This is a genomic window from Haloarcula pellucida, from assembly GCF_014647235.1.
Taxonomy (GTDB): domain Archaea; phylum Halobacteriota; class Halobacteria; order Halobacteriales; family Haloarculaceae; genus Haloarcula; species Haloarcula pellucida.
Window position 1 is genome coordinate 68,516 of the sequence record NZ_BMOU01000002.1, and the last position, 20,752, is coordinate 89,267.

At 66.1% G+C, this 20,752-nt stretch carries 18 protein-coding genes; 12 read left to right on the top strand and 6 right to left on the bottom strand.

The window, feature by feature from the left end:
- Positions 1 to 30 precede the first annotated feature (30 nt).
- Positions 31 to 306 carry a DUF7967 family protein gene (locus tag IEY28_RS06995; RefSeq protein WP_188995824.1) on the bottom strand — a complete coding sequence of 92 codons (276 nt, stop codon included), beginning with the start codon at positions 304 to 306 and terminating at the stop codon, positions 31 to 33.
- A gap of 164 nt (positions 307 to 470) precedes the next feature.
- Here IEY28_RS06995 and IEY28_RS07000 point away from each other — a divergent pair, with 164 nt between their 5' ends.
- The 3 genes from IEY28_RS07000 to IEY28_RS07010 are packed head-to-tail and all read left to right on the top strand — an operon-like array spanning position 471 to position 3,305.
- On the top strand, positions 471 to 1,757 hold the full coding sequence (locus IEY28_RS07000; protein ID WP_188995826.1) for an O-acetylhomoserine aminocarboxypropyltransferase/cysteine synthase family protein: 1,287 nt from the start codon (positions 471 to 473) through the stop codon (positions 1,755 to 1,757).
- A complete protein-coding gene (metX, locus tag IEY28_RS07005; protein WP_188995827.1) occupies positions 1,754 to 2,968 on the top strand; it encodes a homoserine O-acetyltransferase MetX in 1,215 nt (404 codons plus the stop codon). The genes IEY28_RS07000 and metX overlap by 4 nt, the downstream gene beginning before the upstream one ends.
- Positions 2,969 to 3,002: 34 nt before the next feature.
- The gene (locus tag IEY28_RS07010) at positions 3,003 to 3,305 is read left to right on the top strand and encodes a DUF7130 family rubredoxin-like protein (RefSeq protein WP_188995829.1); all 303 of its coding nucleotides are present in this window, start codon (positions 3,003 to 3,005) and stop codon (positions 3,303 to 3,305) included.
- Positions 3,306 to 3,334: 29 nt separating this feature from the next.
- Here IEY28_RS07010 and IEY28_RS07015 read toward each other — a convergent pair whose 3' ends face one another.
- Complete coding sequence (locus IEY28_RS07015) at positions 3,335 to 3,892, bottom strand: hypothetical protein (protein ID WP_188995831.1); 558 nt, start codon at positions 3,890 to 3,892, stop codon at positions 3,335 to 3,337.
- Positions 3,893 to 3,977: 85 nt separating this feature from the next.
- Between IEY28_RS07015 and IEY28_RS07020 the strand changes: the two genes are divergently transcribed.
- Positions 3,978 to 4,874, top strand: coding sequence for a ketopantoate reductase family protein (locus IEY28_RS07020; protein ID WP_188995833.1), 897 nt, complete (start codon positions 3,978 to 3,980; stop codon positions 4,872 to 4,874).
- Positions 4,875 to 5,146: 272 nt separating this feature from the next.
- On the opposite strand, the gene IEY28_RS07025 is transcribed toward IEY28_RS07020, so the two are convergent.
- Positions 5,147 to 6,013 carry a beta-keto acid cleavage family enzyme gene (locus IEY28_RS07025; protein WP_188995835.1) on the bottom strand — a complete coding sequence of 289 codons (867 nt, stop codon included), beginning with the start codon at positions 6,011 to 6,013 and terminating at the stop codon, positions 5,147 to 5,149.
- 125 nt (positions 6,014 to 6,138) lie between these two features.
- On the opposite strand from IEY28_RS07025, the gene IEY28_RS07030 reads away from it, so the two are divergent.
- Together IEY28_RS07030 and IEY28_RS07035 are read left to right on the top strand one after the other, a co-directional pair.
- Positions 6,139 to 6,363, top strand: coding sequence for a hypothetical protein (locus IEY28_RS07030; RefSeq protein WP_166966807.1), 225 nt, complete (start codon positions 6,139 to 6,141; stop codon positions 6,361 to 6,363).
- Positions 6,353 to 7,468 (top strand): GNAT family N-acetyltransferase, encoded by a 1,116-nt coding sequence (locus IEY28_RS07035; protein ID WP_188995837.1) that lies wholly within the window; start codon positions 6,353 to 6,355, stop codon positions 7,466 to 7,468. Before IEY28_RS07030 ends, IEY28_RS07035 begins: the two co-directional genes overlap by 11 nt.
- Positions 7,469 to 7,657: 189 nt before the next feature.
- Here IEY28_RS07035 and IEY28_RS07040 read toward each other — a convergent pair whose 3' ends face one another.
- Positions 7,658 to 8,683, bottom strand: coding sequence for a lysylphosphatidylglycerol synthase transmembrane domain-containing protein (locus IEY28_RS07040; RefSeq protein ID WP_188995839.1), 1,026 nt, complete (start codon positions 8,681 to 8,683; stop codon positions 7,658 to 7,660).
- A gap of 1 nt (position 8,684) precedes the next feature.
- Entirely contained in the window at positions 8,685 to 10,187 is a 1,503-nt protein-coding gene (locus tag IEY28_RS07045) for a sulfatase (protein WP_188995841.1), read from the bottom strand.
- A gap of 191 nt (positions 10,188 to 10,378) precedes the next feature.
- On the opposite strand from IEY28_RS07045, the gene IEY28_RS07050 reads away from it, so the two are divergent.
- From IEY28_RS07050 to IEY28_RS07065, 4 genes are all read left to right on the top strand, one after another.
- On the top strand, positions 10,379 to 12,367 hold the full coding sequence (locus tag IEY28_RS07050) for a beta-galactosidase (protein WP_188995843.1): 1,989 nt from the start codon (positions 10,379 to 10,381) through the stop codon (positions 12,365 to 12,367).
- 815 nt (positions 12,368 to 13,182) lie between these two features.
- Entirely contained in the window at positions 13,183 to 14,373 is a 1,191-nt protein-coding gene (dgoD, locus tag IEY28_RS07055) for a galactonate dehydratase (RefSeq protein WP_188995845.1), read from the top strand.
- Between the two features lie 101 nt (positions 14,374 to 14,474).
- Complete coding sequence (locus IEY28_RS07060; protein ID WP_188995847.1) at positions 14,475 to 15,290, top strand: SDR family NAD(P)-dependent oxidoreductase; 816 nt, start codon at positions 14,475 to 14,477, stop codon at positions 15,288 to 15,290.
- Positions 15,291 to 15,694: 404 nt separating this feature from the next.
- Entirely contained in the window at positions 15,695 to 16,876 is a 1,182-nt protein-coding gene (locus tag IEY28_RS07065) for an ABC transporter ATP-binding protein (protein ID WP_188995849.1), read from the top strand.
- Positions 16,877 to 16,988: 112 nt separating this feature from the next.
- Here the strand turns inward: IEY28_RS07065 and melA are convergent, their stop codons facing one another.
- Complete coding sequence (gene melA / locus IEY28_RS07070) at positions 16,989 to 18,296, bottom strand: alpha-galactosidase (protein ID WP_188995851.1); 1,308 nt, start codon at positions 18,294 to 18,296, stop codon at positions 16,989 to 16,991.
- A gap of 130 nt (positions 18,297 to 18,426) precedes the next feature.
- On the opposite strand from melA, the gene IEY28_RS07075 reads away from it, so the two are divergent.
- Both IEY28_RS07075 and IEY28_RS07080 read left to right on the top strand, forming a co-directional pair.
- The gene (locus IEY28_RS07075) at positions 18,427 to 19,824 is read left to right on the top strand and encodes an ABC transporter substrate-binding protein (protein ID WP_188995853.1); all 1,398 of its coding nucleotides are present in this window, start codon (positions 18,427 to 18,429) and stop codon (positions 19,822 to 19,824) included.
- 7 nt (positions 19,825 to 19,831) lie between these two features.
- The gene (locus IEY28_RS07080) at positions 19,832 to 20,752 is read left to right on the top strand and encodes a carbohydrate ABC transporter permease (protein WP_188995855.1); all 921 of its coding nucleotides are present in this window, start codon (positions 19,832 to 19,834) and stop codon (positions 20,750 to 20,752) included.

The following is a 20,752-nucleotide window of genomic DNA, read 5'->3' on the forward strand; positions in this document are numbered from 1 at the left end:
ACAGACCGACAGGTAGCGCAACGAAGTCGTTCAGACCTCCTCGTCCGGGTCGCTCGTCGCTGCCATCCGCTGTGCTTCGGTGGCGTACCGTTCGAGCGTGTCCTCGTCACCGACCGGTTCGAGGCGGTCGGGTTCGACGTCGATGGCGGCGGTCACGCGCTTTTTCATCAGGAGGTTCGTCGAGAACTGCTTGGTCACGTGGCGGTCGCCCTCGGGCGTGGCATAGACGAGCGTCACCATGCGCTCGTCGCCGTAACTGGAGCGTTCGACCAGCCAGCAGCGGACTGTCTCGTCGGCGTCGGTCATCGGGTCGCTCTTTCAGTGCCAGCGGTTTGTATCCTCCGAGGCCGGCAGCCCTGCCCGGCTGCGTTGCCGAACCACCGGCCACTCAGACAAGATATCACACCACACGGGGAGAGTTTTGCCGTAACTCGTGGTTATAGATACGTAGAGATATATGCATACTGCACATGACTAACCGCTACGGATTCGGGACGAGATGCGTCCACGCCGGGCAGGAGGAACCGGACCCGGCGACGGGCGCGCGCGCCCCGCCCATCTATCAGACGTCCTCGTACGTCTTCGAGGACGCGGAGACGGCCGCCGACCGCTACGCCTTAGAAGACGACGGCAACGTCTACTCGCGCTTCGACAACCCGACCGTCCGGATGCTCGAACACCGACTGGCGTCGCTCGAAAACGCCGTCGACGCCGTCGCCACCGGGTCCGGGATGGCGGCGCTGGACGCCGGGACGACGGTGCTGGCGTCGGCCGGCGACAACGTCGTCTCGGCCTCGTCCATCTACGGCGGCACGCACTCCTATCTCGCGAACACCGCCAGCCGACGGGGCGTCGAGGCCCGGTTCGTCGACACCTTAGACCCCGACGCGTACGCCGAGGCTATCGACGACGACACCGCCTACGTCCACTGTGAGACCATCGGGAACCCGTCGCTCGTAGTCCCGCCCCTCGAAGACATCGCCGAAGTGGCTCACGACCACGGCGTCCCCCTGTTCGTGGACAACACGTTCGGGACGCCAGCGCTCTGTCGACCGCTGGACCACGGTGCCGACATCGTCTGGGAGTCGACGACGAAGTGGATTCACGGGTCGGGTACCACCATCGGCGGCGTGCTGGCCGACGGCGGGTCGTTCCCGTGGGGCGAGTACCCCGAGAAGTACCCCGAGATGGGCGGCCAGAACCCGGCGTTCGACGCGAACTTCGCCGAGCGCTTCGGCGACCGCGCCTTCGCGATGGCGGCCCGCCAGCGTGGGTTGCGCGCGCTCGGTGACGGACAGAAGCCCTTCGACGCGTGGGCGACCATGCAGGGCAGCGAGACCCTCTCGCTTCGGATGGAGCGACACTGCTCGAACGCGCTCGCCGTCGCCGAACACCTACAGGACCACCCCGAGGTGTCGTGGGTCACCTACCCCGGACTGGCGAGCCACGAAACCCACGACCTCGCCAAAGAGTACCTCGACGGCGGATTCGGCGGCGTCGTCACGTTCGGCCTTTCGGGCGGGTACGCCGCCAGCCGACAGTTCTGCGAGGAGACGGACCTCGCGCAGTTCCTCGCGAACATCGGCGACGCGAAGACGCTGGTCATCCACCCCGCGTCGACCACCCACGCCCAACTCTCCGAGGAAGAACAGCGCGAAAGCGGCGTCAGCCCGGACCTCGTCCGGATGAGCGTCGGCATCGAGGACCCCGAAGACATCCTCGCGGACGTCGACGCGGCCATCGAGCGAGCCACATGACTGTCGAGTCACAGACCGTCTCGATCGGCGAGTTCGAGTTCCAGTGTGGCGAGACCATCCCCGACCTCGAACTGGCCTACGAGACGTACGGCGACTTTACGGGCGACAACGCCGTGCTGGTCTGTCACGCCCTGACCGGGAGCGCCCACGTCGCCTCGCGTGGCCGCTTCGAGGAGGGCGATCAGGCGTACGCGTGGTGGGACGACATCGTCGGCCCGGGCAAGGCCATCGACACGACGGAGTACTTCGTCGTCTGTGTGAACGTCCCGGGGTCGTGTTATGGCTCGTCGGGCCCGTCGAGTACGAACCCCGAGACGGGCGAACCGTGGGGGCCGGCGTTTCCCCCCGTCACGGTCGCCGACTGGACCGACGCCCAGCGCGCACTGCTGGACGAACTGGGCATCCCCGCGCTGTACGCCGTCGTCGGCGGCAGCGTCGGCGGCATGAACGTCCTGGAGTGGGCCAAACGCCACCCGGACCACGTCGAGAAGATCGTGCCCATCGCCGCCGCCGGTCGACTCGACCCGCAGTGTCTCGCGCTGGACGGCATCGCACGCCGGGCCATCACTACCGACCCGAACTGGAACGGCGGGAACTACTACGCCGAGTCCGACGGCGGCGAGCACCCAGACCATGGACTGGCGCTGGCCCGCGAGATCGGCCACGTGATGTACTTCTCGAAGTCGAGCATGGAGCGCCGGTTCGGTCGCCGCGCCGCGACGCGGGAGGCCGAACGCGCGTTCCCCACCGACCCCGCCGGGCGCTTTTTCCCGTACCGCGACGTGGAGTCCTACCTCGACTACAACGCCTCGAAGTTCGTCGAACGCTTCGACGCCAACAGCTATCTCTACCTGACGCGGGCGATGGACAACTACGACCTCTCCTCGGGGTTCGAGTCGGACGCCGACGCGCTAGCGGCCTTCGACGGCGAGGCGCTGGTGATGTCCTTTACCGGGGACTGGCACTTCACGACCCAGCAGTCTGAGTCGCTCGCAGACGCCCTGCGGGAGACGGACACCGGCGTCGCCCACCACGTCGTCGATTCGGACTACGGTCACGACGCCTTCCTCGTCGAACCCGACAGCGTCGGCCCGCCGCTCTCGGACTTCTTAGAGGAGGGCCTGCACGGTAACGCCGTCTCGGACACACAGGAGAGCGAGGACGAACCCTCGGACTTCGCGCCGGTCCACAACAGCCTCTTCTCACGCTAGTCTTTAACACACTTCGGCGTGACTGTCAGTCTGTATGAGCGATATGTCCACACACACGGAGAGTGACGAGGTCTCGTTCGGACAGCCGGTGTACGACGACGAAGGTAACGAACTCGGGACGATACGGGGCTTCGACGAGCACGGCTTCTACGTGACCATCGACGACGGTATCGAGGCGCTCTCCAGCGAACACGTCTCGACGGGCAAGGCCGGCGAGGCCGAACTGATGTGGCGCTGCTGGTCGTGCGGTGAGATGGGCCAGATAGAGCACCTCCCCGAGGAGTGTCCGGCCTGTGGCGCCCCGAAAGAGGAGATATACTACTGGCAGGAAGACTGAGCGTCCGGTCCCGATCTCCGTCCGTCGAGTCAGCACCGCTCGACGCGGTCGGCCGTCGCCGCGTCGAGCCCCGTTCTCACCGCCGACAGCGCGTCCTCGGGCACGGTGAACCGAACCGTCTCCTCGCGCCACTCGACCAGCGCGACGCCGTCGGCGTCCCGGACGAGGAGGTAGGTCACCTCGTCTACGAGCGTCGTGACGGCGTCGAACGTCTCGCCGGTGAGCGGCACGGTGCCGGCGGTGTGGTCGCCGTCGACGGTGACGTCGGCGTGGCCCGAGAGCGTCTCTAGCTCGAAGCGCGGGCGGCCGGTGAGGCCCGCCCGCCGACCGACGTCGAGGTACACGAACAGTTCGTCGGGCCGGCGCGGCGACGCGTCCAGCACCGCCGCGAGCGCATCGACCCGCGCGTCCGTGTCGCCTGCGGGCGGGCGAACCCGAAACCGCGGCCCGTCGTCGGGCCACGTCGGCGTTCCGGTGTCCAGTCCCGCCCGTTCCCACACGTCGACGATGGCGTCGGTGAGGCGGTCGACCCCGACGGCGTCGATGGCCTCGGCCATCCGGTCGGCGTCTGTGTCCATCTCGTCCATACGCCCGCTTCGTGACCGGCGCTGTTGTGGCTGGTGGTCTGTCCGCGTTGGAACCCTTTTGTACGGCCCCGCCCTCTCGTCGCGCATGCACATCGCCGTCGTCGGTGCGGGGAGTCTCGGGACTCTCCTCGGGGGGTTGCTCGCCCGCGAACACGACGTGACGCTGGTCGGCCGGGAGCCACACGTCGGCACCGTCGAGCGCGAGGGATTGGACGTGGTCGGCGCCGAATCCGTCCACGTCGACCCGGCGGCCGACACCGACCCACCGGACAGCGCCGACCTCGCGCTGGTGGCGGTCAAGAGCTACGACACCGCCGACGCCGCCGCGGCACTGACCGACTGCTCGCTCGACGCCTGCCTCTCGGTCCAGAACGGGATGGGCAACGAGTCGACGCTCGCGGCCGAACTGGACTGTCCGGTGCTGGCCGGCACCTGCACCTACGGCGCCAGACTGGCCGATCCGGGTCGGGTCGAGTTCACCGGTCGCGGCGAGGTGGTGCTGGGTGCCCGCGAGGGCGGCCCTTCGACGCTTGCCGACGACGTGGGTGCGGCGTTCGACGCCGCCGGCGTCGAGACGACGGTGGCGACAGACATGCCGACGCGTCTCTGGGAGAAACTGGCGGTCAACGCGGCCATCAACGCGACGACGGCGCTCGCTCGCGTCGAGAACGGCGCGCTCACAGCGGGGCCGGGACGCGAACTCGCCGCCGACGCCGCCCGCGAGACGGCCCGCGTCGCCCGAGAGCAGGGCGTCAACCTCTCGAACGAGCGGGCCATCTCGCTGGCCCGACGGGTGAGTCGAGACACCGCCGCCAACCGCTCGTCGATGTTGCAGGACGTCGAGGCGGGCCGGCGAACGGAGATAGACGCCATCAACGGCTACGTCGTCGAACACGGCGAGGGGACGGTACCGGTCAACGAGACGCTGACGCGGTTGCTTCGACTGTGGGAAGCGGGGGACGAAGGCGACGAGCAATCGTAGCGAGCGGCCGAGTGAACCGACCGCTCGCACGGCGACGCGGTGACCGACGTGTCCCGCAGCGACGCGACCAGTCCAGTGCGGTGACGGCCAGTGGTTGGGCCGACGTAGTGTCTCACGCGCTCGAATCGCGTCTTCGGTCGTTCACCGTCGATATCCCGCTCTGAACTGGCCGTAGGTGTCACCTACCGCCGCGCTGTGTCGTCGCCGGGGCCGAACCACTCGCTGACTGCTGGACTGTCCACGTCTCGAACGGACGAGCCACCGACGCGTGCTCAGTCCCAGTCGGCGGGCCGTTCGACCTGCTGTCGAGAGATGCCGAGCATCTCGCGGGCCTCGTCTGGCGTCGCCACCTCCCGGTCGAGTCGGTCGATGATCTCGACGGTACGCTCGACGAGTTGCTGGTTACTCTGTGCCTTCTCGCCGCGGCGGTAGTAGAGGTTGTCCTCCATCCCGACGCGGACGTGCCCGCCCAGCAGGACCGCCATCGTCGTCAGCGGCAGTTGGTGTGGGCCGATGGCGAGGACGTTGAACTCCGCGCCGTCGGGGATGTTGTCGACCATGGTGAGAAGCGTCTGCGGGTTCGCGGGCGTGAACGACCCGCCGAAGATGAGGTTGATGTACGGCGGTTCCTCGACCAGCCCCTCGTCGACGAGCCGTTTGACCTCGGCGAGCTGGCCGGAGTTGAACACCTCCAGTTCCGGCTTGATGCCTTTCGATTGCATCTCGACGGCGAGGCGCTCGATGTTGTTTCGGGTGTGGTTCGTGATTATGTGTTTGTCGCGTTTGAACGGCCCCAGATCGAGGGAGGCCATCTCCGGTGGGGGGTTCGTCCGGATGCCCGCGACGCGGCGCTCGTAGGGGCTCTGCCCGCCCGTGGTGTTCTGGATGATGATGTCGTCGCAGCGCTCTCGAATCGCGTCGTTGACCGCCTGCAGTCGCGATGCGTCGTTCTCACCGTGTTCGTTCCGACCGTGGAGGTGGGCGATAGACGCCCCGAGGTCCTCACAGGCTGCTACCTGTCGGGCGATTTCGTCTGGCTGCTCGGGCAGGTTCGGATTGGCGTCCTTGCCGTGGACTGCGCCCGTGGTGGCAACAGTGACGATGACCTTCTTTTGCCGGTGGTAGTCGTCGTATGACACTGGTATCACTCGCACCGTTCGGTACTTCGTTACAACACGGCTATCGGCCTTAGAAGGCCGGTAACGACCTGATACGTGTAGAATGACCTCCATAACCAAACACGCCGGGGCTGTCGTTCACGGCGATGGTCTGCCCACATCTCGACTACCGAGACACCGACGGGGAGCACTCGTTCGACCACGAACGGCCCTACTGTGAGATACAGGGGGCGTTCGTGTCGCCGATGGCGGCCGACCTGTGTAACGACCGTGCGCACTTCGACCACGAGACTCACTGTACTGTCTATCAGCGACACCACCTCGGCAGCGACCAGTTAGTCCCCGGTCTGGACCTCACCGATGCCGACTGAGACGACGACCGTCGAGCGACGCCAGTCCGACGACGACTACACGATTCGGTGGTACCGGCCCGAGGACCGTGAGGGGTTCCTGACGCTGCACGACCGCGTCTTTTCGGGTTTCTCCGCCGAGTGGTTCGATTGGAAGTTCGCCGACAACCCGTATCTCCCGGAGGCACCCATCGTCGTCGCCGAACGCGACGGCCGGATAGTCGGCGCGCGCCCGAACCTCGCCTTCCAGATGCGGGCGGGCGATACGTACCACACCGCCATCCAGTCATGCGACACGATGGTCCACGAGGACCACCGCCGGCGGGGCCTGTTCAGTCGGATGAGCCAGCGCCTGTTCGAGGACTACGCCGACGGCGGTGCCGACTTTACGTTCAACGTACCCAACCGGATGACGACCGCTGGGCTGGCGAAACTGGGCTGTGAGATAGCCGGCGAACACACCACGTACTACCGCGTGCAGGACCCCGCGGCCTACGCCGGCGTGGACAATCGACTCGCCGCCGTCGCCGGCGACCGGGCCGCGCGGACGTATCTCCGGGCCCGCGGCCGCCGAGTCGACGTCCCCGACGAGGTGAGCGTCACCCGCCACACCGAGATACCGGCGTCGACGCTAGCCCGCCTCTACCGACGGCGCCCGCCGACCGAGATACACGCCTACCGCGACGAGCAGTTCTTCGAGTACCGATTCGGCAACCCGCGGTGGGAGTACACGGTCTACACCGCCCGTCTCGGGGGTCGGCCCGTCGCCGGCGTCGTCACGGGGACGCGGGAGACGGAGTCCGGTCCCGTCACCAACGTCGCCGACGCGGTCCCGCTGGTCGGCGACGCCGAACGCGACCGGGCGCTCCCGGCCCTGCTGGACCGGCTGCTCGCCGACCACACCGACTCGACGGTGATCGCGGTTCGCGGCGACGCTATCCCGCCTGCCCTGCTCGCGGCCTTCGGGTTCCACAGCGACCGGCGCCTCCCGCTCCGACCGCTTGCGACCCCGACGACGATGATCGTCTCGCCCGTCCCGCCGGACGGCGACTGGCGCGTCGCTGGACGGGACCTGCGTGACATCTCGAACTGGCGGCCGACGTTCGTCGAACACAACACGACCTAGGAACGAACGAATTCGCGTCCGACTACCTATAGTAGCCATTGAAAATCAATGCACACCCGACCGCACGACAGCGGTGCGGTCGGTGTGTGAATCGTTTCACTTGTTACTATAGTCACGCACGAACAGCCGGCAAGCCCCACCGACGGGTCGTCACGCCGGCCGTGCCAGATGCAAGCAGTCTGCCGACACCTAGTTCCGCTTCAGCACGTACAGCGCTGCAGCGCCGCCCAGCAACAGCGCGAACACGTAACTCGCGACCCGATAGAGGATCGCGATGACCGTCGCGTCCGTCTGGCCGATACTCGTCAGCGCCACCACGAGGACGACCAGCGCCGTCTCGACGGCCCCGGACCCGCCGGGCGAGGGGACCAGTCCGGCAAGCGTCGACGCCGGGACGATGAAGAACACGAGCAGGACCGTCAGTTCCGCGCCGATGGCCTCCGCGGCGAAAAAGAGCGGGAGCGCGAAGAACACCCACCCGACGTACGAGAAGAACAGCGCTTCCACGAGGGCGCGGCGGTCGCGAGCGATGCGCTGGAATGCCTGTTCGGTCTCGCGCAGTCGCTCTCGAAGGCCCGCGAGCGTGACGCGGGGCGTCCTGCTGGCCAGCGGTGCGACCGCGTCGAGCAGCGCCCGGCCGAGTCGCTTCCGGAACCGCCAGCCGACGGCGGCGACGACCGGGACGCCCACCGAGAGGACGACGAGACCGCCCGCGAGCGGTTCGATGGCCTCGGGGAGCGAACTCCCGTACAGCAGGGCCGCGAAGCCGACGCCGGCGAACGTGACGAACGGGAACAGGTTCAGCAGGTCCGCCGTGACGACGCTCGCGAGGCTATCCTGATAGCTCGCCTCGGTGTCCCGCGAGAGGACGTAGGCGATGAACGGTTCGCCGCCGGCCTGTCCCAGCGGCGTGACGTAGTTGGCGAAGGTAGCGGCGTAGTAGGTGACGACGAGACGCGAGAACGATTCGTCGATGCCGGCGACGCCCAGCACGATTTGCCACGCCTTCCCCCACGCAGTGAGACACAGCGCCGTCGAGACGCAGGCCAGCGCCAGCCACCCGAGGTCCGCCCGAAGGAGGCCCGCGACGACGTCGGCCGTCCCGACGAAGTCCACGAGGAGGTAGACGACCAGCCCCGCGACGGCGAAACCCAGCAGTATCTGGGCGACGGTGCGTCTGTCGGCGAAGTCGAGGGCGGCGCTGTCCGAACTCACGTCAGTCGATGTAGCCGAGGTCCTGCAGGCGGTCTTTGGTGTCGTCGTCCATCTCGTCTAAGACCTCGCCGTCGGCCCCGTCGGCCTCGTCGGGCCAGTCGGCGTCGACGTCCTCGATGAAGGCCCACAGCGCGTCTTCGAGGTGGGCGGGTTCGGCGTCGGTGCCGACGAGGTTCTCCGTCTCGCCGGGGTCGTCGGCCACGTCGTAGGCCTCGTCGGGGATGCGGGTACAGTGGATGTACTTCTCGTCGGCGGTGCGGGCCGCGCCCATCCGGGAGTAAAAGCGGGACTGCTCGTCCAGTTCGATGCCCGCCGACTGGGCTTTCCCCTCTAGCTGGCGCAGTTCGACCACTGGCTGGTGGTACTCGACGAAGCCGACGTCGCCGCGGGGCACGCCGCCCACGTCGCCGGCGAACTCGCGGTAGTCCGCCGAGAGGAGCGAGCGGACCGACTCCAGTCGCTCGCCGCGGCCCTCGGCACCGGCCGCGTCCAGAATCGTGTGATAGAGGTCGACCAGTTCGACCACCGTCTCGTCGTCCCGACCCGGTTCGACGTCGGGGTGTTTGACCATCAGCGGGACGTTCACCAGCGGGTCGTAGATGCCGAACTCGTGGCCGTAGAGGCCGTGTTCGCCGAACAGTTCGCCGTGGTCCGCACAGACCACGACCGTCGTCTCCTCCCACTGGCCCGTCTCTTTCAGGTGCGAGAACAGGCGGTCCAACTGGTCGTCGATGTGGGCCAGTTCCGCGTCGTAGAGGCCCTTGATGTCGGCCCACTCCTCCTCGTCGATGTCGCGGGCGCCGCAGTTGTACTCTTTCGAGTTCTGGCACACCTCGGTGGAGTCGACGCCGGGCGCGAACTCCTCGGCGTACTCCTCGGGCGGGTGGTAGGGGAGGTGGGCGTCCATCAGGTTGATGAACGCGAAGAAGTCGTCGCTCTCGTCGACGAAGTCGATGGTCTTGTCGATGACCTGCGGGGTCTTGGTGTCGCCGCCGCCACCCTCGGCGAGGTGTTCGTGAATCTTGTTGCCGACCTGTACGAGTCGGTCGGCGACCCCCCGAAGGGTGTCGTTGTCGTTCATCGTCTTCCAGAGGGTCGCCAGCGGGCCCGAGAGGAGCTCGCTGGGCATGATCTGGAAGAAGTTGTCGTGGTCGTCGAACCCGGCCGTGAGGTTCGTGTAACTCGTGATCCACGCGTTCGAGGAGTAACAGGCGGTGTCGTAGCCCGCCGCCGACAGCGACTCCGCGAGCGTGGTCGCCCCCTCTAGGTAGGGGTCTTCCTGCGTCGCCCCGTGTTCGCTGGGGTACTTCCCGGTGAACAGCGAGGCGTGGACGGGGAGCGTCCACGGGGCCGGCGCGACGGCCTGTTCGAAGACGGCGGCCTCCTCCGCGAACTCGGCCAGCCGTGGCGTCGTCTCCATGTCGGGGTCGTAGACGGACAGTCGGTCCTTCCGGACAGTGTCCAGTACGACGAAAAGCACGTTCGACCCGTCCGTGTCGGTCATACTGGGACCATCTCCGCGACGACGTTAAAACGGTGTGATTTCTGCCGACAGTGTGCCGGCTCGTCGACTTGACCGGCTCTATCAGGCACTCTACGCCCGGTTCAGCGCTGATTCCGGAACGTACCGTCGTCGTCCGGCGTCGCCGTCTGCCGGGGGCAAGACGTATCCCACACCGCCACGCCCGAGGGAGTATGACACTCGGAGTCTGTTACTTCCCCGAACACTGGCCCAGCGAGCGCTGGGAGACTGACGTCGAGCAGATGGCCGACGCGGGACTGGCGTACGTCCGCATGGCCGAGTTCTCGTGGGCGCGCGTCGAACCGGAACGCGGCGAGTTCGACTTCGATTGGCTGGACGAGGCCGTCGAACTCGTCGGCGAGTACGGCATGGAGGCGGTGCTGTGTACGCCGACGGCGACGCCGCCGAAGTGGCTGGTCGACGAACACCCCGATATTCGGCAGGCCGACGCCGACGGGACCCCCCGCGAGTGGGGAAGCCGCCGGTTCACCTGTTTCAACTCGCCGACCTACCGCGAAGAGACCGAACGCATCGTTCGGACGATGACCGAACGGTACGCGGACGACCCCCACGTCGCCGGGTGGCAGGCCGACAACGAGTACGGCTGTCACCGGACCGTGCGGTGTTACTGCGAGGACTGCGCGGCGGCGTTTCGGGAGTGGCTCGAATCGACGTACGGCGACGTCGAGACGCTGAACGAGGCGTGGGGAAACACCTTCTGGAGCCAGCAGTACTCCGATTTCGAGGCCGTCGACCCGCCGGGCCCGACGCCGGCCGAACACCACCCCTCGCGCCTGCTGGACTACTACCGATTCGCCAACGACAGCGTCGTCGAGTACAACCGCCTGCACGCCGACCTGATCCGCGAGGCGAACGACGACTGGTTCGCCACGCACAACTTCATGGGCGACTTCCCGACGCTCGACGCCTACTCGCTCTCCGACGACCTCGACTTCCTCGGGTGGGACTCCTACCCGACGGGGTTCGTACAGGACCGCCAGCCCGGCGAACCCACCACGGACGAACTGCGGGCCGGCGACCCGGACGAAGTGGGGATGAACCACGATATCTACCGCGGTGCCAAACGGGTGCCGTTCTGGGTGCTCGAACAGCAACCCGGCGACGTGAACTGGCCGCCCCACGCCCCGCAACCAGGGGCGGGTGCGATGCGTCTGTGGGCTCACCACGCCGTCGCCCACGGCGCGGACGCGGTGCTGTACTTCCGCTGGCGCCGCTGTCGTCAGGGGCAGGAACAGTACCACGCCGGCCTGCGCAAGCAGGACGGCAGTCCAGACCGGGGATACCGCGACGCCGCCGCCACCGCGCCGGAACTGTTCGACCTCGCGCCCGTCGACGCGCCCGTCGCACTGCTCCACGACTACGAGAGCCTCTGGGCCACGGAATCTCAGCCGCACTCGCCCGACTGGCACTACTGGTCGCACCTCCGGGCGTACTACGACGCGCTTCGGGCGCGCGGCGTGCAGGTGGACGTCGTCCCGCCGTCGACCGACCTCGACGGCTACGCGGCCGCCGTCGCGCCGACGCTGTACCTCGCGGGCGAGGACCTCGCCGCTCACCTCGCCGACTTCGTCGCGGACGGCGGCCACCTCTTGCTCGGTGCGCGAACCGGCGAGAAGGACCCGCACAACCAACTTCACGAGGCGCTGGCGCCCGGTCCGCTCGCGGATCTCGTGGGGGCGCGCGTCGCCCGCCACGAGAGCCTCCCCGAGCAGTTCGACACCACCGTCGAGTACCGCGGTGAGACCTACGACTTCCGGACGTGGGCCGGGTGGCTCGACCCCGCGGCGGCCGAGACGCGCGGCCAGTACCGGAGCGGCGAAGCGGCCGGCGAACCCGCCGTCGTCCACGACAGCGTCGGCGACGGCACCGTCACGACCGTCGGGTGCTGGCCCGGCGAGGGCCTCGCGGACGCACTCGTCGAGGACCTGCTAGCGGCCGCCGCCGTCGACCACGCGGACCCGTTCCCCGACGGCGTGCGCGCGGCAGAGCGCGACGGCTACACGTGGGTGACGAACTTCACGAGCGACCCCCGGTCGCTCGCCACGCCGGCCGACGCCGCGTTCGTCGTCGGGGACGACACCGTCGGCGCGTACGACGTGGCCGTGGTCGAGGCGCCCGTCGACGAGGTCGGGCTCGAATAACAGACGGACAGATTATAGTTCGGCACAAATAAACAAATTCTGATATATACTCTCGTCTTCTCGAAAGTGATGCAAATATTCCGATTTAGGGGTGTTAAAACGTCTGAATACTCCGAATTGTGGGGTGAAATCTAGGCGTACCACTGGCGCTCTGTGACTGACGATACAATCGGGACTATAGTGGTCCTATACACGAAAAACGACGGGTATTACGATATCGCGAAAGGTGAAATGAGGTATCATTATAATGCTAGAGAATAATAGTCGGAAAATCATCGTTTGGGGGTTATCTGTTCGATGACTCGCGCCGACTCTGTCTTGCCAGCCACAGCACCCCGCCGGTGCGTTCCCGCATCGTGAACGCCGTCGTTTCCGGATGCCGCGGGAATCGGATAACAGGGGTACCTATGTTATCGGGCGTTCACGGACCGGACGTACGCGTCTTCGCGTGCAGTGCGGTCACTTTCTGCCGGCTCCGACGCCCCGACGCTGGACGGACGGCTGGCTTTGTAGCACGTTCACGCGCCCCTTCCGTTTCTATATCGTGAACGCACGTCACACGGTCTGGCCGTCTCGACGGCGGTCGTAATCTCTCGTGTGTGGTGTCCGAGTGAATACGCGATCCGTTCACATACCGTGAACTCCTTCGCCCATCCGGACCACCTATCGACACAACGATTAAATAGGTCATTCACAAACTGACGGACGATGACACCGACACCGTCACTCGCTTCGTGTGGTTCCGGACAGTCAGTACCCCGGCGACGGCGGGACGACTCGGCGACGACTACCACGACGCTCCAGACCACCCACCGATGACTGACAGCACCGTACGGACGGACGGCGGCGACGCGAACCGAATCGTCGACTACGAACTGTTCGAGGTCCCGCCCCGGTGGCTCTTCCTCCGAATCGAGACGGCCGACGGCACCGTCGGCTGGGGGGAACCCGTCGTCGAGGGCCGCTCGCACACCGTCGAGGCGGCGGTCGAGGAACTCATGGACACCTACCTGCTCGGGGAGAACCCCGAGAACATCGAGGACCACTGGCAGACGATGTATCGCGGCGGGTTCTACCGCGGCGGTCCCGTCCTCATGAGCGCCATCGCGGGCATCGATCAGGCGCTCTGGGACATCAAGGGCAAGCAACTCGGAGCGCCGGTCCACCAGTTGCTCGGCGGTGCCGCCCGCGACCGCATCCGCGTCTACCAGTGGATCGGCGGCGACCGGCCCTCTGACGTGGCCGAGCAAGCCCGGGAACAGGTCGACGCCGGCTTTACCGCCCTGAAGATGAACGCGACCCCGGAGATAGAGCGCATCGACGACCCCGCCACCGTCGAGGCGGCGGTCACCCGTCTGGCGGAGGTACGCGAGGCCGTCGGCGACGAGGTGGACATCGGCGTCGACTTCCACGGTCGCGTCACGAAGCCGATGGCGAAGCGGCTGGCGAAGGCGCTGGAGCCGCACGAACCGATGTTCATCGAGGAACCGGTCCTGCCCGAACACAACGAGGCCCTGCCGGACATCGCCGCCCACACGACTATCCCCATCGCGACGGGCGAGCGGATGTTCTCCCGGTGGGACTACAAGGAGGTGTTCGAGGACGGCGCCGTCGACCTGATTCAGCCGGACCTCTCGCACGCCGGCGGCATCACCGAGGTCACGAAGATAGCGTCGATGGCCGAAGCCTACGACGTGGCGATGGCGCCACACTGCCCGCTGGGGCCCCTCGCGCTGGCGTCCTGCGTACAGGTCGACGCCTGCTCGCCGAACGCGCTCATCCAAGAACAGAGCCTGAACATCCACTACAACGAGACGACGGACGTGCTGGACTATCTGGCCGACCCGTCGGTGTTCGAGTACGAGGACGGCTACGTCGCCGTCCCGGACGAACCCGGCCTCGGCGTCGAAATCAACGAGTCGTACGTCCGCGAACAGGCCGAGAAAGAGGTCGACTGGCACAACCCGGTGTGGCGACACGACGACGGCAGCGTCGCCGAGTGGTAGCGACCTGAGCGGTCGGGCACCCGTCTCGCGCCGACGGCCGAGCGACGACCCGCGCCCGCCCTCCAGAGGATATTTGTCGGTCGGGCGCGCAGTGGCGATCGATGGTTTCGACAGACCCGACTGCGAACGCCGTCCCGAACCGTCACGAACAGCGCGTCGTCGTCGTCACGGGGTCGACACGGGGCATCGGCGAGGGCGTCGCCCGTCGCTTCGCCGCCGAAGGGGCGTCTGTGGTCGTCACCGGCCGCTCCCGCGATCCCGGCGAGGCCGTCGCCGCGTCTATCCGCGAGGACGGCGGCGAGGCGACGTTCGTACAGGCCGACATGCGCGACCCCGCGGCAATCGAGGCGCTAATCGACCACACCGTCGCCGAGTACGGCCGCGTCGACGTCCTCGTGAACAACGCGGGCGTCCAGACGGAGACGACGGCGAGCGAGGCCACCCTCTCCGACTGGGCGTTCGTCGTCGAGACGGACTTCCGCTCGTTCTGGCTCTGTACGAAACACGCCGTCGAGGCGATGCCAGAGGGCGGCACCGTCCTCAACATGTCCTCGAATCACGCCTTCCTGACGATGCCCGGACTGTTCCCGTACAACGCCGTCAAATCGGGCATCAACGGACTCACGCGGGCGATGGCGCTGGAACTCGGGCCCCACGGTATCACAGTCAACACCATCAACCCCGGGTGGGTAGAGATAGAGCGCACGCGCGAGGAACTCGGCGACGACTACGAGTACACCGAACAGATTCATCCCGTCGGGCGACTCGGCACGCCCGCAGACGTCGCCGGGATGGCCGCGTTCCTCGCGAGCGACGACGCGACGTTCGTCACGGGCGAGAGCATCCTCGTCGACGGCGGCCGGAGTCAGGTGATGCAGGACGGACTGTACCGCGAGTACCGAACCGGGATCGAGTGATACTGGTGGCTGTAAGTTCGTAAAGATATTCGCCACCCCGGGGTGGCGAATTACTTCAGTTTGTTACAGCCACCAGTATGAGTCCCGGACGGGACAGCACGACACCGCGCTTTCGGATACGCGTACGGGCAGCGAACCAGCAGGGGGCGACGGTAACCGACCCGCCGATGCGGAGACGAATCTCGGCCGCTCGATGCTGTCGGTCGCGCCGTCGGGCACCGGTTCGTGTGAGTGAGTCGGTTATCTGCGCACCAACTACGTGCGAACTGGAGCGTCCGATTCGGTGGCCCCCGGCTGTTCACGTATCGGAAACGAATGCGCCCCGTTCGACCGTTCGATCCCCGTCGCGAGACGCCGCCTGGAGCGTGGCAAGATTTAACACCTCCTACAATATTGGATGTGGCATGGGCGAATTAGCCATACAGAACCTCACCAAGATATTCCACGACGACGGCGGCGATATCGTCGCCGTCGACTCGTTCGACGCGGAGATAGACGACGGCGAGTTCATCGTACTGGTCGGCCCGTCCGGCTGTGGGAAGTCGACGACACTACGGATGATTGCCGGACTGGAGACCCCCACGGAGGGAGACATCGTCCTCGACGGCGAGACGGTCACCGAGAAGAAGCCGAAGTCGCGCAACATGGCGATGGTGTTCCAGTCCTACGCGCTGTATCCGCACATGACGGCCCGCGAGAACATGGCCTTCGGGCTGAAGATGACGACGGACCTCTCGGAGGACGAGATAGACGACCGGGTCCAGAACGCCGCCGACATGATGGGCATCGGTGGCCTGCTGAACAAGAAACCGGACGAGCTCTCGGGCGGCCAGCAACAGCGCGTGGCGCTGGGACGGGCCATCGTCCGTGAGCCGGAAGTGTTCCTGATGGACGAGCCACTCAGCAATCTGGACGCCAAACTCCGCACGCAGATGCGGACCGAACTGCAGGAACTCCAGCAGGAGTTCGGCGTGACGACCATCTACGTCACGCACGATCAGACCGAAGCGATGACGATGTCCGACCGCATCGCCGTCCTCGACGACGGGCAACTCCAGCAACTCGGGACACCGCTGGAGTGTTACCACGAACCGGCCAACCAGTTCGTCGCCGGGTTCATCGGGTCGCCGTCGATGAACTTCTTCGACGTCGAACTCGACACGTCGGGGCCGACGCCGACGCTGGTCCACGACGCCTTCGAGTACGAACTCGACGACGACGTCTACGCCGACATCGAGGGACACGGGTCGCGGTTCACGCTGGGCATCCGCCCCGAGGACGTGAAGGCGGTGTCCGAGGGTACCCACAACGCTCTCTCGCCGACGGTGCAGGTCACCGAACCGCTCGGTGACGTGAGCTACGTCTACCTCGACATCGCCGGCGAGCAGTACACGGCGACGCTCGAAGGCGACATCGTCATCGAGTCGGGCCGCACGCTCACCGTGCAGTTCCCGCAGGACCGCATCCACGTCTTCGACGGCAAAACTGGCGAAGCGCTTCGAAACCGCGACCCGCCGGACAGCGACGACGTCGAGGCCCTAGTCGGTCTCGACGACGTCAGCGGCGTCGAAATCGGCGTCGAGTGAGCTACTCGCCCCGGCAGTCGTCTCGTCTGCCCTGTTCGAGGACTCGGGAGCGTCGCCACTCGCTTCGAGTGGCGACTGGAGAAATGATAGCACGCTGTCGGTGGCGCGTCGGTTATTCGAGTCGCGGGAGGTACGCTTCGTTGGCGGCGAGCAGTTCTTCGGTCATCTCGTGAATCTCCGGCAGGGTCAACTGGGCCGCCGTGAGCGGGTCCTGTTTGACCGCGCGGTGGACTTTCTCGCGGTCGTTCTCCAGTGCGCCCTCGACGGCGAGTTGCTGGACGGCGACGTGTTGCTGGGGGAAGGTGCGGACGGAGTTGGGGAGTTCGCCGACCGAACACGGGTGGAGGCCGGTGCCGTCGACGAGGACGGGGACCTCGACGCAGGCGTCGGTCGGCAGGGACTCGATGGCGTTGGTCTCGTTGCTGACGTTGAGGTTGAACCGGCGGGTGGTGTCGGTCTCGATGGAGTGGATGAGCCGGGAGGCGTACTCCTCGGAGCGTTCGACGCCCACTTCGTCCAGATCGACGCCCAGTTCCGGGTCGTCGCGTTCCTCAGAGCGTTCCTGCCACCCTTCGAGGTACGTCGCGGTGGGCATTCGTTCGGCGTAGTCCGTGCCGGTCAGCTCCTCGATGGTGTCCTCGTCGGTCCGGAAGTACGGGACGTACTCGGACATGTGGTGGGAGGATTCGGTCGGGAAGTAGCCGAAGTGTTTCAGCATCTCGAAGCGCACGGTGTCGCGTTCGTACGTCTCGGGATCGTCGTAGGCCTCGCGGAGGGCGGGATAGACGCTCTCGCCGTCGTGTGTGGCTTCGAGGAACCACGCGACGTGGTTGACGCCCGCGACCCAGTACTCCAGTTCGTCCTCGGGGACGTCGACGTAGTCGGCGATGGCCTCGGCGGTGTGGGGAACGCTGTGACACAGCCCGACGGTCTCGATGTCCGTCGCCTCGAACATCGTCTGACAGAGGATGGACATGGGGTTCGTGTAGTTCAGCAGCAGGGCGTCGGGACAGAGTTCCTCCATGTCGTTGGCGAGGTCGAGCATGGTCGGGATGGTTCGCAGGCCGCGGAAGATGCCGCCCGGGCCGATGGTGTCGCCGATGGCTTGCTCGACGCCGTACTCCTCGGGAATGCGGATTTCGTTCTCGAAGGGCTCGGTACCGCCGACGTTGATCATGTTGAGGACGTAGTCGGCGCCGTCGAGCGCTTCGACGCGGTCGGTGGTCGACTCGACCGTCGCGTCGAGGCCTTCGTTCTCGACCATCGCCTCGGCGACGCGGGTCGTCTGGTCGAGTCGATGCTCGTCGATGTCCATCAACGCGATGGTACTGTCGTTCAGGTCGTCGAACGAGAGGATGTCCCCCACGAGTTTCGTGGCGAACACCATACTACCCGCTCCGACGAAGGCAATCTTCGGCATGCACCATACTCTCCTGCATTCCAAGCAATAAATCTACTGCCGTGTGGGTCGCTGTCGCACTCATTGTCCACGGTCGATCAGGGGAAACTATAAATAGGGATAGGGCAATGTGCCTGCTAGGGTTTGCACCATGTCAGACAGTAGTTCATCTGGACTCAGCAGGCGGTCACTCGTGAAAGCGCTCGGCGTCGGCGCGGCGGCCGGACTCGCCGGTTGTGGCGGCACCGGCGGCGACGGGGCCGCAGACGAGATGGGCGGCGACACCGGAGACGGCAGTACCACCAGCGGTGACGGTGGCAGCGGTGACAGCGGGAACGCCCCGCTGTTCTGGAACTACGCGTTCCCCAACGACGGCACGGATCCCATCTGGAAGGACACGTTCCTGAAAAACGCCGAGGAGCGTATCGGTCAGGAGCCCAGAATGGGACGCTTCGCCTACGAGGACCTCCGGCAGAAGTTCCTCACCGGGGCCCGCACGGGCGACCCGGACGTCATCGAGGGGGTCCTGAGCCACCTCACGGAGTACGTCAAGGCCGACCACCTCGAACCCATCGGGGGCTTCGCCGAGGGGCTCCCGTGGTACGACGGCTACGTACAGAGCGCTCTCGACGCGCTGACCTACCGCGGGAAACTGTACGGGCTGCCCTACAACGGCAACGCCCGGGCGTTCATCGTCCGACAGGACATCCTCGACGAACTCGGACAGGACGTGCCCCAGTCGGCTTCGGCGTTCCACGAGGTCGGCCGGATGATAAACAGCGAGTACGACGACATCTACGCCTACCACAACTGCACCAAGAAAGGCAGCGTGCGGGCGTTCCAGGAGTGGATGTCCCACGTCTATCAGCACACCGACCAACTGTACGTCCCCGACGGCGACTCCTGGAAGCTCAACATCACCGCCGACCAGCTCGGCCAGATATTCGACAACTGGTACTACCAAATCTACGCCGCCGACGACCCGGTCGGCGACCCAGACACGCTCGGGACCGGCTGGCAGGTCAACGACCCCGGCTACCTCAACGGCCGCTGGGCGTTCATCGAGTGTGGGACGTGGCTCCGCGGCTGGACCTCCGGGGACAACATCAACAACAGCGAGAAGACCAAGGACATCCTCAACAACAAGACGCTCGTCGGCCACCTCCCGCGAGGTGAGGGGGCCTCGAAAGGGACGTTCCTCGAAGTCAAACCCGTCATGGTCAACACGCACTCCGACCAGAAGGAGACCGCGAAGGGCATCGCGGCGTCTTTCGCCTCGCCCGATACGCTCACCGCGATGGGCGAGGACGCGAAGGGGAACGGTATGACCCCCGTCCACAAGGACGTGGAGTCGACAATCACCAACGAGAACTGGGCGCCGTTCACCGATGTCTTCAAGACCGGGCGCGCGCTGGCGAAGATCGGCTGGGGACAGGTCCGCTCGCCGTTCTACACCTACATGCAGCAGGTCGCCTACGGCAAGACCGACCCGTACGAGGCCGGTGACCAGTTCCACGACGAACTGAAGAGTCTGGCGAGCGAGCTCTGAGACACGCATGGCAACGCGCACCGATACCGAACCGACGGGTGGCGCCTACGTCGACGAGTTCCGGGCGTTCCTCGAGGACACCTGGCTGGGGTACGCACTCGTGCTCCCCTCGGTCATCCTCATGGGGATAATCATCATCTACCCCACGCTCCGGGGCATCCAGCTGGCGTTCTACGAGGCGTCGCTGCTGAGTCCCCAGCAGCAGACGTTCGTCGGGCTCCAGAACTTCGCCCAGATGGTGGGTGCGCCGGCGTTCCAGACGGCGCTGTGGCACACGGTGTTGCTCACCGCGCTCGCGGTGTCCATCCAGTACGTGCTGGGACTGGGGCTCGCGCTGGCGCTGAAAGAGAAGGTGCCGGGCGCGGCGCTGTTCCGCAGCCTGTCGATGGTAACGTGGGTCCTGCCCATCATCGTGATGGTCATTATCTTCCGGTTCCTCACGCAGAACGGGTTCGGCCCGGTCAACATCATCCTCGGGAGCCTCGGGATGGAGACGACCGCTTGGTTCGGCGAACCGGGCGTCGCGTTCCCGCTGGTCGTGCTGATGCACGTCTGGCGGAACGTCCCGTTCTACGCCATCGCGCTGATGGCGGCGATGAAGTCCATCCCCGACACCCAGTACGAGGCCGCACGGCTGGACGGTGCCGGTCCGCTCCAGCGGTTCCGCTACATCACGCTCCCGCAGATATCGTACGTGTCGATGATCATGATCGTGCTCCACGTCATCTTCACGTTCAACAACTTCGACATCATCTACCTGTCGACGGGCGGGGGCCCGCTGGGCAACACCGAGGTACTGGCGACGTACATCTACAAGCAGGCGTTCCAACAGTACGCGATGGGTTACGCCGCGAGCATCGGCGTCACCATGCTGCTCATCATGATGGTGTTCACCGTCGTGTACGCGCATCTGGAGGCTCGTGACTGA

Excerpts from the sequence above, each read along its gene's own strand:
- IEY28_RS07065 (WP_188995849.1), top strand. The coding sequence starts at position 15,695 with ATGGGCGAATTAGCCATACAGAACCTCACCAAGATATTCCACGACGAC.
- IEY28_RS07050 (WP_188995843.1), top strand. The coding sequence starts at position 10,379 with ATGACACTCGGAGTCTGTTACTTCCCCGAACACTGGCCCAGCGAGCGC.
- IEY28_RS07000 (WP_188995826.1), top strand. The coding sequence starts at position 471 with ATGACTAACCGCTACGGATTCGGGACGAGATGCGTCCACGCCGGGCAG.
- melA (WP_188995851.1), bottom strand. The coding sequence starts at position 18,296 with ATGCCGAAGATTGCCTTCGTCGGAGCGGGTAGTATGGTGTTCGCCACG.
- IEY28_RS07010 (WP_188995829.1), top strand. The coding sequence starts at position 3,003 with ATGAGCGATATGTCCACACACACGGAGAGTGACGAGGTCTCGTTCGGA.
- IEY28_RS06995 (WP_188995824.1), bottom strand. The coding sequence starts at position 306 with ATGACCGACGCCGACGAGACAGTCCGCTGCTGGCTGGTCGAACGCTCC.
- IEY28_RS07080 (WP_188995855.1), top strand. The coding sequence starts at position 19,832 with ATGGCAACGCGCACCGATACCGAACCGACGGGTGGCGCCTACGTCGAC.
- IEY28_RS07030 (WP_166966807.1), top strand. The coding sequence starts at position 6,139 with ATGGTCTGCCCACATCTCGACTACCGAGACACCGACGGGGAGCACTCG.
- IEY28_RS07020 (WP_188995833.1), top strand. The coding sequence starts at position 3,978 with ATGCACATCGCCGTCGTCGGTGCGGGGAGTCTCGGGACTCTCCTCGGG.
- dgoD (WP_188995845.1), top strand. The coding sequence starts at position 13,183 with ATGACTGACAGCACCGTACGGACGGACGGCGGCGACGCGAACCGAATC.
- IEY28_RS07015 (WP_188995831.1), bottom strand. The coding sequence starts at position 3,892 with ATGGACGAGATGGACACAGACGCCGACCGGATGGCCGAGGCCATCGAC.
- IEY28_RS07075 (WP_188995853.1), top strand. The coding sequence starts at position 18,427 with ATGTCAGACAGTAGTTCATCTGGACTCAGCAGGCGGTCACTCGTGAAA.
- IEY28_RS07060 (WP_188995847.1), top strand. The coding sequence starts at position 14,475 with ATGGTTTCGACAGACCCGACTGCGAACGCCGTCCCGAACCGTCACGAA.
- IEY28_RS07045 (WP_188995841.1), bottom strand. The coding sequence starts at position 10,187 with ATGACCGACACGGACGGGTCGAACGTGCTTTTCGTCGTACTGGACACT.
- metX (WP_188995827.1), top strand. The coding sequence starts at position 1,754 with ATGACTGTCGAGTCACAGACCGTCTCGATCGGCGAGTTCGAGTTCCAG.
- IEY28_RS07035 (WP_188995837.1), top strand. The coding sequence starts at position 6,353 with ATGCCGACTGAGACGACGACCGTCGAGCGACGCCAGTCCGACGACGAC.